Here is a 13,990-nt window from a genome sequence, read left to right as displayed (position 1 = left end):
GTATCATGTCACAGGAGGATGCCGAACTCGAGGCACGACTCGAGGAACAGGAGACGTTCGAGCCTCCCGAGTCGTTCGTCGAGCAGGCAAACGTATCTGATCCGGGAATTTACGAGGAGTTCGAGGAGAACTGGCCGGAGTGTTGGGAACGCGCTGCGGAGTGTCTCGATTGGGAGGAGCCCTACGAGGAGGTCCTCGACGAGTCGGCGGCACCGACCTACCGCTGGTTCACGGACGGGAAGCTAAACGCCTCGTACAACTGTCTCGACAGACACGTCGAGGACGGGGCGAAAAACCGTGCCGCGATCAAGTGGGAAGGCGAGCTGGGTGAAACGCGGACGTACACGTACGGCGACCTCTTGACCGAGGTCGACGAGTTCGCGGCCGCGTTGCGGGATCTGGGTGTCGAAGAGGACGATGTCGTCACGATGTACATGCCGATGATCCCGGAGCTGCCGATTGCGATGCTGGCGTGTGCTCGGATCGGTGCGCCACACAGCGTCGTCTTCGCTGGCTTCTCCGCGGACGCGCTTGCGACGCGGATGAACGCCGCCGACAGCGAGTACCTGGTAACCTGTGACGGCTACTATCGGCGCGGTGACGCGCTCGACCACATCTCGAAGGCAAACGAGGGTCTCGACGACGTCGACCACGAAACCGAGACGGTCGTCGTCGACCGGCTCGGTGACGACCTCGAGCACTCCCTTGCCGAACGCCAGCAAGGCTACGGCGAACTGATCGAGGAACACGCCGGTGAGACGGTCGAGCCAGTCACCCGGGACGCCGAGGACATGCTGTTCTTGATGTACACGTCGGGGACGACGGGCAAGCCCAAGGGGGTCAAACACACCACCGGTGGCTACCTCTCGTATGCCGCCTGGACGAGTCACTCGGTGCTCGACCTAGAGCCCGAGGACACCTATTGGTGTTCGGCTGACATCGGCTGGATTACAGGCCACTCTTATATCCTCTATGGGCCGCTGTCACTCGGGACGACGACGGTGATGTACGAGGGGACGCCCGACTATCCGGATAAAGACCGCTTCTGGGAGATACTCGAGAAAAACCGCGTCGATGTCTTCTACACCGCGCCGACGGCCATTCGGGCGTTCATGAAGTGGGGGACCGAGTATCCCGAGCGCTACGACCTCTCCTCGCTTCGCTTGCTCGGCACGGTCGGGGAGCCGATCAATCCGCGGGCCTGGAAGTGGTACTACGAGCATATCGGCAACGAAGAGTGTCCGATTGTCGACACTTGGTGGCAGACCGAGACTGGTGGCCACATGATCACGACGTTGCCGGGCATCGCCGAGATGAAGCCGGGCTCCGCCGGTCCAGGGCTGCCTGGGATCGACGCTACGGTCGTCGATACGACCGGTGAGGAAGTCGACGCCGGCAAAGCAGGCTACCTCACGGTTCAAAAGCCCTGGCCCGGGATGCTCCGGACGCTCTACCGGAACGACGACCGGTTCGTCGCCGAGTACTGGGAGGAGTACTCCGATCCCGACGCCGACGACTGGGTCTACTTCCCAGAAGACGGCGCGAAGATCGACGACGACGGCTACATAACCGTGCTCGGCCGCGTGGACGATGTCGTCAACGTCTCCGGTCACCGACTGGGCACGATGGAGATCGAGTCCGCCGCAGTCGGGGTCGAAGGAGTCGCCGAAGCCGCCGTCGTCGGTGGCGACCACGACATCAAGGGCGAAGCAGTGTACGTCTACGCCATCCCCGAAGACGGCTACGAAGGCGGCGAAACCCTCGAGGAGGCAGTCGTCGATTCGATCGTCGACTCGATCGGGCCGATCGCCAAACCCGAGGAGATCATTTTCACGCCGGAACTGCCCAAGACGCGGTCGGGCAAGATCATGCGCCGACTGCTCGAGGACATCGCGAGTGGCAACGAACTGGGTACTACGTCGACGCTTCGCAACCCCGAGGTCGTCGACGAGATCCAGCAGCAGGTACAGGAGTAACGGACGGAAAATAAATCTGATTTCGTATGATTTCGACAACCGACACTGGTGACAATCTTGCAGGTATAACCCATGGTCAATGATAACACTGAGACAGATGGTGGCACTGCCACGGTATCGGAGAGCGGTCAGTCGGTCGAGTACCTCGAAAAGGAGATAAACCTCTTCAAGCCCGCGACGCCGTTCATGCGGGACAACCTGAAGATGATCTTCGGGCTGTTTGCGGTCTGGCTCGTGGTCGTCTTCGGTCCGGCGGTCGCGAGTTACTTCGCGACGGACTTCATGTTCGAAACGCGGGTTCTCGACGGCTACCCGTTGAGTTTCTTCCTGACCGCGATCGTCGCGCCGGCCGGTGCACTGGTGCTGTCGGCCGTCTACGCCTGGTATCGTGATCGACTCGACGAGAAGTACGGCATCACACACGAGACCGAAGACGAGTCTGGCACTGGCACACAGGCAGCCACTGACGGAGGTGAACGATGATAGAGCCGGTCACACTCCAGTACGAGACGGCAGTCGACATCGGGTTCAAGGCGATTCCGGCGCTGACTATCGTCGCGATGATGGTGCTGTTCCTCGGCGTCGGATACTTCTTCCGCGTCGCGGCGGTCGACGACCTCTGGGTCGCTGGTCGTTCGATCGGTGCCATCGAGAACGGGATGGCGATCGGTGCAAACTGGATGAGCGCCGCGTCGTATCTCGGCGTCGCCGCGCTGATCGCGACGGCAGGCTACTACGGGCTCGGATTCGTCGTCGGCTGGACGACGGGGTACTTCATCCTGCTCATCTTCATGGCCGCACAGTTCCGTCGATTCGGTAAGTACACGGCACCGGACTTCGTCGGTGACAGATTCTACTCCAACTACGCACGCGGTATCGCGGCGTTCGTCACGCTCGTGATCGCGTTCGTCTACGCGATCGGTCAGGGCAGCGGGATGGGACTGATGGCCCAGTACATCCTCGGCCTCTCCTACGAGGCCGGCGTGATCCTGTTCATGGGCGTCACGATCGTCTACGTCGCGCTCTCGGGGATGCTGGGAGCGACGAAGAACATGGCGTTGCAGTACGTCATCCTCATCCTCGCGTTCCTGCTTGGCCTCTACGTGGTCGGCTGGTCACAGGGCTGGTCGACGGTCATGCCGTACCTCGAGGCCGGAGCACAGACGGAACTGCTCATCGAGGAGTTCCACGCTCAGTTCGCCGAGCCGTTCGCCGCGGAGAGTTTCTACATGTGGATGGCGCTGGTCGTCAGCCTGATCCTCGGGACCTGTGGGTTGCCACACGTCCTCGTGCGGTTCTACACGGTCGACAACGAGCGTACGGCGCGCTGGTCGACCGTCTGGGGACTGTTCTTCATCTGCCTGCTGTACTGGGGCACCGCGACCTACGCCGTGTTCGGTGGTCTGCTGTACGAGGAGCCGGTGAGCGGTGACGAGACGGCCGTGACTGCGGGTGCCGAAGATACGTTCATGAACATGCCTGGTGCCGACGGTGATGCACTGGTCGCATTGACCGTCCAGCTCGCGGACATGCCCGAGTGGCTGGTCGGCATCGTCGCCGCCGGCGCGGTCGCAGCCGCGCTCGCGACGACTGCCGGGCTGTTCGTCTCGGCGTCGTCCGCCGCGGCTCACGACATCTACACGAACCTGTACAAGACCGAGGCGACTCAGCGCGAGCAGATGGCGGTCGGCCGGACCACGATCCTCGTGATCGGCATTCTGGTTACGCTCATCGCACTCAATCCGCCGGCGCTGATCGGTGAACTGGTCGCAATGTCGTTTGCCATCGCAGCCTGCGTGTTCTTCCCGGTGTTTTTCCTCGGACTCTGGTGGGAAAACGCCACCCAAGAAGGTGCAATCGCGGGGATGCTCGTTGGCATCCTCGTCTCGTTCGGTGCGATCGCAAACGACACTGCGATCCCGATGTACACCGGCGTCGAAGGTGCATTCTCCACCACGCTCGCAGCGTACGTTCCGGGACTCGGTTCGGCCCTCGTGGGCGTTCCGGTCGTCTTCGCCGTCATCATCGTCGTATCGCTGGTGACAGAGAGTCCACCGGAGCACGTCAAGCGCCTCGTCCGGCAGTGCCACAGTCCAAAGCCGATGGACAAGATGGACGCTGCCGAAGACGTCGCCGCCGACGGCGGCACCACTACAGACGACTAACTATGTACGAGAAGATACTCGTCCCGACAGACGGTAGCGAAGTCGCAGAGGCCGCCATCGACCACGCACTGGACATCGCCTCCACGTACGGTGCCGAGTTGCACACGATGTACGTCATCGACACCGCAGCGATCGACGTCAGCCTCGGCACCGAACAGGTCGAACGGCTCAGAGAAGGCCATTTCGGCGAGATGCCCGAGCTGCAGGAAGAGGCAACGAAGGCGATGGGCGTCGTCACACAACAGGCAAACGAGCACGATCTCGACGTTTCCATCGTCGAACAGGTCACTGCCGGTCAGCCCCACCGACAGATCGATCGATACACGAAAGACAACGACATCGACCTGGTCGTGATGGGATCTGCCGGTCGAACCGGCGTCCGGCGTGCCTTGCTCGGCAGCGTCGCCGAACGAACGCTTCGAACCACGAAAACACCGGTATTGGTCGTCGACATCCGCACAGAAGACGAGTAGTGAGTCCGACTGCCGGCCTGCGGTCCGACCACTGTCTCATACGGACTGCTGTACCGATGTATCAGCGCGACCGCAGGCGGGCTCGCGGTCGCGCCGAAAATAACGGACAGCAAACCGTATCACGGGCCGTACCGACGTTTCGGCAACACAACCAGCTCTGTGGAGAGGCCCGACACGACCTGCCGTCGTCCGTATCACTGCCGTCCTTGCTTCGCTAGCTCGAGGTTCCAGAACAGCCCGAAGTAGGCGACGATACCGGAGACCATCAGCACGTAGTACGCCCAGCCGGGACCCTCGAGGACCTGGAAAATAATCTCGACCATCGTCACCCAGGCGATGGCGAACACGAGGTCGACGAACAGCCCCCACTTCTCTTCTCGTGCGGTCTCGATCCACTGTCGGACGTTCCCGACGGCCGAATCGCCGTCGCCTGTCCCCTCGCTCGTCATACGCCTCGGTTCGCAACCAGCCCCAAAAAGGCTACCGTCGCGAGCGGCCGAACCGAACGCCACATATGGACACCGGCGGAAAGAGTGGGCATGCACGACACGCCAGCGGTCGCCGTTCTCCGGTTGGGTCACCGTCCCGGCCGCGACGACCGCATGACGACTCACGTCGGCCTGACGGGGCGTGCACTCGGTGCGGACCGCGTGATATTCCCCGACAACGCCGGCGGCCCCCTCGAGACCGTCGCGGATATCACCGACCGGTTCGGTGGCCCCTTCGAGGCCGAACTGACGGACTCGCCGAAGGCGGTCATCCGGAACTGGGACGGTCGTATCGTCCACCTGACGATGTACGGCGAACGCGTCCAGGATGTCGAGGACGAGATCCGAACTGCCCACCGTGGCGGGGAACCACTCTTGCTCGTCGTTGGCTCCGAAAAGGTCTCTTTCGACGTCTACGAGGAGGCGGACTGGAACGTCGGCGTCACCAACCAGCCACACTCCGAGGTTGCCGGTCTCGCGGTCTTTCTCGATCGACTGTTCGAAGGCGAACAACTCGAGGCCGACTGGGAAGATGCCGACCGCCGCGTCGTGCCGATGGAGACCGGAAAGCAGGTCGAGTCGCTCGAGGAGTAGTCCTCCCGTGCCTGACAGTGCCCAGCCAACCTATTTCCGTCCGTTCGTGGCAGACGTACGTATGAGCGAAACGACGAAATTCGGTGACGAACTCCCACGCGAGGAGGCCGCAGATCTGCTGCAGGAACTCGCTCGCGAACTCCGAAACGATTCCACCGCGGACGTTCAGGTTGGGAACAAGATGCTGACGCTGTCGCCGAGTAGAACCCTCGAGTACGGGATCGAGGTCGAAGAACGATCGCCGATGCTCGGCGGCGATCGTGAGGAAGTCACCGTCACCCTCGAGTGGGCAGTCGGAGAGGGAGACACCAGCGGAAACGACGGTTGACCTGCAGGCGAGAGTGGCAGGTGTCACGTCCGCCAGTCTTCGCTCAAAAGACTTAATGGCCACATGGCGTTACGCATAGGTAATGGCTTTTGAGGACCTGCTCGAGGATCCGGTCGTCCAGAAGTACTTGCACGAGCTGGTCGGTCCCAAGGGGATGCCCGTCGCCGCGGCACCGCCTGACGGGGAAGTGACCGACGAGGAGCTGTCCGAGGAGCTCGATCTCGAGCTGAACGACGTGCGACGCGCGCTGTTTATTCTCTACGAGAACGACCTCGCCAGCTACCGCCGGCTGCGCGACGAGGACTCGGGTTGGTTGACGTATCTCTGGACCTTCGAGTACGACAACATCCCGGAGAACCTAGAAGACGAGATGCACCGGCTCTACGACGCGCTCGAGCAACGCGAGGAGTACGAACGCAACCACGAGTTCTACCTCTGTGAGATCTGTTCGATCCGCTTCGAGTTCGGCGAGGCAATGGACTTCGGCTTCGAGTGTCCCGAGTGTGGGTCGCCACTCGAGTCGATGGACAACGACCGACTCATCGGATCGATGCACGACCGCCTCGAGTCGCTCGAGGAGGAACTCAACATAGACGCGGACGCCTAAATGGTCGTACTTGCAACCAAACTCTACGTCGAGGGTGATGCCCGCGAGCGGTCGCTGGATTCGCTGCGCTCGCTCGTCGACAACGAGATCGGCGAGCTAGCCGTCGAGTACGAACTCGGCGTTCGACACGACGACTTCCCCTCGGTGACGATCGAAGGTGACGACGCGACCGTCGCGCGCAACGTCCTCCGCGAGGAGTTCGGCGAGATTGTTCCCGACCTGGAGGACGGCGAGACCTACGTCGGAACCCTCGATTCGTGGGACGAGGACGGCATCGTGCTCGACGCCGGCCAGCCGGTCCGAATCCCGACCGACGAACTCGGGCTCGGTCCGGGAGCGCCGAGCCAACTTCGCGAGCGATACGGGCTGGTCCAGCACATGCCGCTGCAGTTCGTCTACGCCGATGACGGCGACTCCCGGCTCTCGGACGAAGAACGCGACCGGCTCTACGACTGGACGCGCGGCGACGGCCGGCTCAACGTCAACAGCGCGACCCGAGCCGAGGTTCGTGCGACGCTGAATCGCGCCGGCCACGCCCAGGACTACGTCACGGTCGAGCGACTCGGTCTGCTCGAGCAGAGCGTCGTCTGTACCGAAGACACCGACCCGCCGGGGCTGTTGGCGAGCGTCGGAGAGTATCTCCCTGCAGAACTGCGCTGTGTCGTTCCGTAACATGAATCGTCGTCTCGTTCTCGCCTCGATCGCGGTCGTCCTGCTGGTCGGGTTAGCTGGTTGTACGGCGATCTTCGGCGGCGTCCCGGACGAAGAACTCGACCGTGAGGCGGAGTACGACGACCTCCGTGACAGCGACGCCGACGTGGCGATCTCGATCGACGACGCCGGGATGATCACCAACGGCGAGTTCCGTGCCGTCTACGATCTAAACGAGACAGAAGAGTTGTCGCTGTACCGGTCTTCGTTCTACCGCGACCGGGCGCTCGATGTCCACGGCGTCAGGTACTGGTATCCCGACAACGGGACGGAGCTGAAAGGGTCCGAACTCGAGGTCGATCAGAGCCGCTCGAGTACGGTGGTCCGGGTTCCCGACGGCAACGGCACCGTCGCGTTCTCCGGGGGTTCCGGCAGTCGAACGTTCCAGATTCCGGCCTACGTCGATGGCTCGTACGAGGTAACGCTCCCTGAGGGGTACCGGACGTCGAACTTCCTGTTTGGCGACGTCAACCCTGGCGGCTACGAGCGCGAGGTCGTCGACGATCAAGAACACCTGGCGTGGGAGACTGTCGATAGTACGGTCGCGCTCCGGTACTATCTCACCCGCGATGTCCCCCTGTTTGCAGGACTGGTCGTGGTCGTCTTGCTACTTGGCGGTGCTGGAGCCGGCTACTACTATCGCCAGGTCAAGCAGCTACAAGAGCAACGCGAAGAGATGGGGTTAGACATCGACATCGACGACGACTCCGACGACGGGCCACCACCGGGACTTAGATAGTAGCAATCTTTTTTCACCAGTGAACGTTTTTGTACCTGGGCTCGGATAGACGAACGAAACCATGCCGGAGCTCCCCGACAAACTGCTTGGAATCGACCTCGAGGACGGCCGAGATCGGAACCAACAGGATTCGAGCGGTTCCGAGGATCGTGAGGATCACGTACGCGCCGTCGTGTTCGAGGTCGGTGACCACCGGTTTGCAGTCCCGGTCGACGACGTCAGAACGACGACGGCGCTTCAGGACGAGCCGACGGCGGTCCCGCGTGCTCCCGACGCGATCGAGGGCGTCGTCGATCTCCGTGGCGAGATTACGGCAGTGATCGATCCGTCGGTTTACTTCCCGCCCGCGACCGTCAGCACCGATAGCGACCAGTTACTCGTCTTCGACCAGCCCGCCGACCAGCAGGCAGCGGCGATTCGCGTCGACGACGTGCTCGGCGTCGATTCCGTTCCGGAATCGAACGTCTTCGACGAAGACAACGTTGCGGAAAGCGAGTTCTCGGGAGACGTACTCGAGCATCCGCTCGTCGACGCCGTGCTCGAACGCGAGCGTCGGCCGGGATCGCACGCGAGAGAGTCGTCGCTCGAGTCGCTCGACGGCGGAGCGGGTCGCTCTGTCGGTGTTGCGAACGACGGCCATCGGATCGTCGTCGAGGGAACGCCGCTCGTCGCCGTCCACAAACTCTTGCTGGCGTCGAGTCCGAGAGCCACCCAGTCACTCGCCCGGTAGCCGTTCGCGCCACAGGCGCGCTCGCCGCCGTTTCACGGATCTATTCACCACTTATCACGTCTGATAATCGGGAGACAGCATTTATGGTAATCGTATCTCTACAGAAATTTGGTGTACTACTGAATGTCGACAGGGGTGCTCATCGTTGACGACTCACATTTTATGCGGAATCTACTGCGTCAGATCCTCGAAGAGGATTACCGCATCGTCGGTGAGGCGTCTAACGGTGCCGAAGCCGTGAAACTGTACAAAGAACGCGAGCCCGACATCGTCATGATGGACATCGTGATGCCCAAGTGCAACGGTATCAAGGCGACGGCAGCCATCAAGAAGATCGACCCCAGTGCACAGGTCATCATGTGTACGAGCGTCGGCCAGCGGGAGAAGATGAAACTGGCCGTCAAGGCCGGCGCGGACGGATACGTGACGAAGCCGTTCGAGGAACCCAGCGTCAGAAAGGCGCTTACGGACGTCGTCGCGGCATGACGCGAATACTCGTTGTCGACGACGCTGCGTCCACGCGGACAGTCCTCGGCAACGCGCTCGCCGACGTCGGCTACGAGGTCAAACTCGCAGCGAGTGGACGAGACGCCCTCGAACGAATCGACGCGATCGACCCCGACGTCGTGACCCTGAAGACGACTCTCCCGGACGGAGACGCCGTCGACGCGATCGAACGGATTATGACGATAAATCCCACGCCAGTCCTCCTGTTGTGTGACGAACTTCCCGAAGAGACGGCGGACTCGCTCCTGGAGGGCGTTGCACGCGACGTCGTCAGCTATCTCGAGCAGCCTGTAGCCGGTCTCCACGGCAGATTCGTTGCGGATGTCGTCGAGGCGGTCGGCGACCTCGAGACGGTCGATGCGTCGTCGCTCGCGCTGGCTCGAACCGCTGCGACCGCGCGTGTGGCCCAGCCGGTGACGGGTGGCCAAACGTCACTCCGCCGGAACGACACAGCAAACGCCACGGTTCCGTCGACGCGGACCGACAGTCGCCGCGATCAGACGTCGTCCCGGCCGGACGACGTGACGACGGTCCCGGTCGAGGGGACCACGCTCCTCGAGTCGATCGTCGTCGTCGGCGCATCCACCGGCGGCCCGAAGATCGCCGAACGCCTACTCGAGCGGCTTCCGGCCGCCCTCGATGCGACGGTACTGATCGTCCAGCATATGCCCGCGACGTTTACCGGCCGATTCGCCGACCGACTCGATACAGTAAGTGAGTATCCGGTTCGAGAGGCGACCGAGGATGAGTGGCTCTCGCCCGGCGAGGCCGTCGTCGCACCCGGTGACGCTGATCTCGAGGTCGTCGACCACGACGGCCGCGGCCTTCGCGTTCGACTCGACGACGAGCAAACGAGAGGCGTCCAGCCGTCGATCGACGTCACGATGGAGACTGCGGCCGAGACTGTCACGGGGCCACTCTGTGGCGTCGTCCTCTCTGGAATGGGCGGTGATGGTGCTGCCGGGATCGAGGCCGTCGACGCCGTCGGTGGCCACACGATCGCCCAAGACGAAGCGACGAGTCAGGTATTTGACATCCCCTGTCAGGCGATAGCGACCGGCTGCGTCGACGAGGTCGTGCGCGGCGACGCCATCGCGGCGGCGATCGTCGACGCGTGTACCGTTCGACCGGCAAACGACCGTGCGGCCGCGAACACGGAAGGTGAAACCGATGACTGACCACTGGACCGACTTCGTCCAGGAGAGCGAAGAACGAATTACGGAACTGAACAACGCGTTGCTGGCCCTCGAGCACAGCCCAGACGACGAGGAGACGATCACGGACGTCTTCCGCATCGCTCACACGCTCAAGGGCAACTGCGGTGCGGCCGGGCTCGAGGCAGCGACCGATCTTGCACACGCGATCGAAGACGTACTTGATGCGGTCCGTGCGGGCGAGATAGCGGTCTCGATGGAGTTGATGGACGACGTCTTCGAGGCCGTCGACGACTTAGAGCGACTGATCGACGACCTCGATCGCTACGGCGAGATCGAGACGGACCCTGCCGATACGATCGGTGCGCTCCGGGAACACCTCGAGGGTCCAGTCGCGATCCAGCCACCCACAGAGAGCGAGATCGACGACGTCATCGCGGGTCTCGAGGGGCCGTCGAACGACGATCACGAGATGTATCTCGTGCGCATTTCGACGGCCGAGATCGAGGACGGGGTAAACGACGGGAGGCTCGTCGTCGAGGCTTTGATCGACGCGTTCGAGTTGCTCGGCACCGACCCGCCACGGTCAGTGATCGACGACGGCGACTACGGCGGCGCGTTCGACGCCGTCTTCGCCAGCCCGGTCGGTGAGTCGGCGATCGCGTCCGGACTCGACCCGGTCGCGGAGGTACACGACTTCGAGATCGTCACGGTTACTGATCGGTTCGCGGCCGGGACGCAAACGACACACGAGGACTCTCTCGACGACCTCGTGTCAGGAACGGCCCCTGGCGACGGTGTCGACCCCGACCAGGCACGACAACTCGAGGTCGACGAACTGCTCGCGGAGTTCGACGAGTTCGACGACCTGGACGAGAGAGCAGCAGACATCGCGGACGACGACGATCTCGGGGCCTTCGACGAGATGGGCGACGCCGGGGCGTTCGACGATCTGCTGGCGGACGCCGACGAGGGAGACGACGGCGAGCCACGAGCGGCCGCCGAAACCGACCAGGTGATAGACGACGCCGAGACAGCGTCGGAGACAGATTCCGAAGACGGCACAGTCGACGACGCAAACGAGGTTTTCTCGGAACTGCAAGCTGAAGTCGAGATGGTTGGCTTCGACGAACTGCAGGAGGAACTCGCCGACCTCGAGTTCGACGAGTTCGACGACGAAGAGGTCGGGATGGACGAACTCCTCGGTGATGCAGCCGACGACGATGGCTCGTTCCTCGAAGCCCGAGACGACGGCTCCAACGTAGCGGACCACGTTTCGGACCCAGCGACCGAGCCGACGGATTCTGGAGAGCCGGAATCGGCGTCCGAACCCGAAGACGACGGTCTCGAGAGCGAGGACGGCACAGAGAGCGCCGACGCGGTAGCCGCTGACTCCGTGACTGCGAGCGAGTTGGACGATTCGGAGCCGCCGACACTCGAGGGCGACACCCCCTCGAGCGTGGCGTCGGATACGGCTGCCGTGGCCGACTCGGGAGCAGCCGACGAGGCCGACGAGTCGTCACGACGAGAAATAGACGAGGACGACTGCGAACCAGAAGTGAACGACCTGCCGCCCGAGGAGTCGGTCGCCGACTGTACGGAAGAGCCAGCGTTCAACGTCGAGTTCGGCGAGCAGCCAGAGACAAGTTTCGAGTCCGACCCCGAGACAGACGTCGGCTTCGACGTGCCGGCCGACGAGTACGACGACCAGTTTGGCGACGTCTCGCTCGAGGGCGACCAGTTTGGCGATGTCTCGCTCGAGGGCGACCAGTTTGACGACGTCTCGCTCGAGGGCAACCAGTTTGGCGATGTCTCGCTCGAGGGCAACCAGTTTGGCGATGTCTCGCTCGAGGGCGACCAGTTCGGTGAGACAGTCGACGCGACTATCGACGACGTCGACGCGTTCGGTGACGACGGCGCGGAGTTCGGTACCGACGACGGTCTCTCTGGCGGGCCAGACGATGGCATCGCCGAGGAGGAGTCGACCGCGGCTGTCGACGACGGAGCGACCGACGACGGAGCAGTTTCCCCTGTCGACGCGGAATCGGAGCCCGACGACACTGGTGGTTTCAACTTCGGGTCGGAGCTTCGGGAAGCGTCGTCCCGTTCGGACACTGGCGGTGACGGTTCCGACGTGGTCGACGAGACCGACGTAATCGACGAGATAGATCTCGAGGAGTCCTTCGAGGCGACGGATATCGCGCTCGAAGGCGACAGCAACCCGTTTGCCCCGGGTGAGACGGCGAGCGAAACCGGCTCGGCGGCGATAGACGTCGAGCCGGAACGGGTCGTCGACGAGCCAGCACTCGAGGTTCCGGAGTTGACAGTTCCGGAGTCGGCGGATAGATCTGGAGCCACCGATCCTGCGGATGGCGACCAGTCGGTGAGGGTCGACGTCGACCGGATCGACGAACTCCGGACACTCGTCGAGGGACTCGTGACGACGCGCGTTCGACTCCACAACGCAGCCGAGACCGGCGAGGACTTCTCTGAACTCGAGCCGGAACTCGACGACCTCTCGGAGCTGACCACCGCGCTCCAGGAGACCGTGATGGACGTCCGACTCGTCCCCCTCGAGACGGCTGTCAGCCGGCTCCCACGGGTGGTTCGGGACGTAGCTCGCGAGCAGGAAAAAGAGGTCATCCTCGAGTTGAGCGGCGAGGACGTGGAACTCGACCGGAGCATTCTGGAGCGGATCGGAGATCCGCTGGTGCATCTGGTGCGAAACGCGGTTGATCACGGGATCGAATCACCAGACAGCCGCGAGCAAGCGGGGAAGCCCCGGGAGGGAACAGTCGAGGTGACTGCCACCCAGAGTCGTGATCGAGTGACAATAACGGTCTCGGACGATGGGGCCGGACTGTCTCCGGATCGTCTGCGCTCCGAAGCCGTCGAAGCAGACATTCTCGAGGAATCGGAAGCCGCTGCGATGGACGACGAAGCCACGTACGACCTCGCGTTCCATCCTGGGTTCTCGACGGCGAGCGAGGTAACCGACGTCAGCGGCCGTGGCGTCGGTATGGACGTGGTCAAGCGGACGGTCGAGGACCTCGATGGAAGCGTCCGGATCGACAGCGACCCCGGCGGCGGGACGACTGTCACGATGACGCTTCCGGTCTCGGTCGCGATCGAAGACGTCCTGTTCGTCGAGTGTGGTGGCCGGGAGTTCGGTCTCCCGACGAAAGTCGTGCAGGACATCGAATCGGCCCGCGCGGTCGAGACGGTCGACGGAACCCCCGTCCTCGCGGACGGCGACGACGAGTCTCCCGTTCGCTGGCTCGAGGAGGAGTTCGAATCGCTCGAGTCGACCGCGGAAGAACGGATGCTCGTTCGCGTGCGTGACGACGTCCGGCAGGTCGCGCTCGGCTGTGACCGCGTGCAAGGCCAGCAGGAAGTCGTCGTCAAGCCCTTCGAGGGCTTTATGGGCGGCATTCCTGGCCTCAGCGGTGCGACGGTTCGTGGCCGTGGCAAGGTCGTCACGATACTCGACGTAGCGACGCTCTGATGGAATCGAACGT

General features: G+C 63.0%; 14 protein-coding genes. 13 read left to right on the top strand and 1 reads right to left on the bottom strand.

The features are described from left to right. Positions 1-5: 5 nt before the first annotated feature. The 4 genes from acs to NATGR_RS02530 all read left to right on the top strand — a co-directional run bounded on the left by acs (position 6) and on the right by NATGR_RS02530 (position 4,614). A complete protein-coding gene (gene acs / locus NATGR_RS02545; RefSeq protein WP_005576297.1) occupies positions 6-1,976 on the top strand; it encodes an acetate--CoA ligase in 1,971 nt (656 codons plus the stop codon). Positions 1,977-2,048: 72 nt separating this feature from the next. Next, on the top strand, positions 2,049-2,459 hold the full coding sequence (locus NATGR_RS02540) for a DUF4212 domain-containing protein (RefSeq protein ID WP_005576300.1): 411 nt from the start codon (positions 2,049-2,051) through the stop codon (positions 2,457-2,459). Then, positions 2,456-4,141: a solute symporter family protein gene (locus NATGR_RS02535; RefSeq protein ID WP_005576302.1), complete on the top strand. Its 1,686-nt coding sequence runs from the start codon at positions 2,456-2,458 to the stop codon at positions 4,139-4,141. The genes NATGR_RS02540 and NATGR_RS02535 overlap by 4 nt, the downstream gene beginning before the upstream one ends. A gap of 2 nt (positions 4,142-4,143) precedes the next feature. Further along, entirely contained in the window at positions 4,144-4,614 is a 471-nt protein-coding gene (locus NATGR_RS02530; RefSeq protein WP_005576305.1) for a universal stress protein, read from the top strand. A gap of 194 nt (positions 4,615-4,808) precedes the next feature. Here NATGR_RS02530 and NATGR_RS02525 read toward each other — a convergent pair whose 3' ends face one another. Then, positions 4,809-5,063, bottom strand: a complete 255-nt coding sequence (locus NATGR_RS02525; RefSeq protein ID WP_005576306.1) for a hypothetical protein — start codon at positions 5,061-5,063, stop codon at positions 4,809-4,811. Positions 5,064-5,153: 90 nt separating this feature from the next. Between NATGR_RS02525 and NATGR_RS02520 the strand changes: the two genes are divergently transcribed. The 9 genes from NATGR_RS02520 (at position 5,154) to NATGR_RS02480 (ending at position 13,977) form a co-directional block, all read left to right on the top strand. Then, positions 5,154-5,696: a tRNA (cytidine(56)-2'-O)-methyltransferase gene (locus NATGR_RS02520; RefSeq protein ID WP_005576308.1), complete on the top strand. Its 543-nt coding sequence runs from the start codon at positions 5,154-5,156 to the stop codon at positions 5,694-5,696. 61 nt (positions 5,697-5,757) lie between these two features. After that, a complete protein-coding gene (locus tag NATGR_RS02515; RefSeq protein WP_005576310.1) occupies positions 5,758-6,024 on the top strand; it encodes an amphi-Trp domain-containing protein in 267 nt (88 codons plus the stop codon). A gap of 82 nt (positions 6,025-6,106) precedes the next feature. Continuing rightward, entirely contained in the window at positions 6,107-6,631 is a 525-nt protein-coding gene (gene tfe, locus NATGR_RS02510) for a transcription factor E (RefSeq protein WP_005576312.1), read from the top strand. Then, complete coding sequence (locus NATGR_RS02505; protein WP_005576314.1) at positions 6,632-7,303, top strand: DUF2110 family protein; 672 nt, start codon at positions 6,632-6,634, stop codon at positions 7,301-7,303. It begins immediately after the preceding gene. Position 7,304: 1 nt separating this feature from the next. Next, positions 7,305-8,081, top strand: a complete 777-nt coding sequence (locus NATGR_RS02500) for a DUF5803 family protein (RefSeq protein ID WP_005576316.1) — start codon at positions 7,305-7,307, stop codon at positions 8,079-8,081. A gap of 61 nt (positions 8,082-8,142) precedes the next feature. Continuing rightward, on the top strand, positions 8,143-8,811 hold the full coding sequence (locus tag NATGR_RS02495; protein WP_005576318.1) for a chemotaxis protein CheW: 669 nt from the start codon (positions 8,143-8,145) through the stop codon (positions 8,809-8,811). Positions 8,812-8,934: 123 nt separating this feature from the next. Next, positions 8,935-9,297: a chemotaxis protein CheY gene (gene cheY, locus NATGR_RS02490; protein ID WP_005576321.1), complete on the top strand. Its 363-nt coding sequence runs from the start codon at positions 8,935-8,937 to the stop codon at positions 9,295-9,297. Further along, a complete protein-coding gene (locus tag NATGR_RS02485) occupies positions 9,294-10,496 on the top strand; it encodes a chemotaxis protein CheB (protein ID WP_005576322.1) in 1,203 nt (400 codons plus the stop codon). The genes cheY and NATGR_RS02485 overlap by 4 nt, the downstream gene beginning before the upstream one ends. After that, positions 10,489-13,977, top strand: a complete 3,489-nt coding sequence (locus tag NATGR_RS02480) for a chemotaxis protein CheA (protein WP_005576324.1) — start codon at positions 10,489-10,491, stop codon at positions 13,975-13,977. Before NATGR_RS02485 ends, NATGR_RS02480 begins: the two co-directional genes overlap by 8 nt. Positions 13,978-13,990 lie beyond the last annotated feature (13 nt).

The organism is Natronobacterium gregoryi SP2 (assembly GCF_000230715.2).
Classification (GTDB): domain Archaea; phylum Halobacteriota; class Halobacteria; order Halobacteriales; family Natrialbaceae; genus Natronobacterium; species Natronobacterium gregoryi.
Note: the sequence above shows the minus strand (reverse complement) of the source record. Positions and strands in the feature narration are given on the sequence as shown.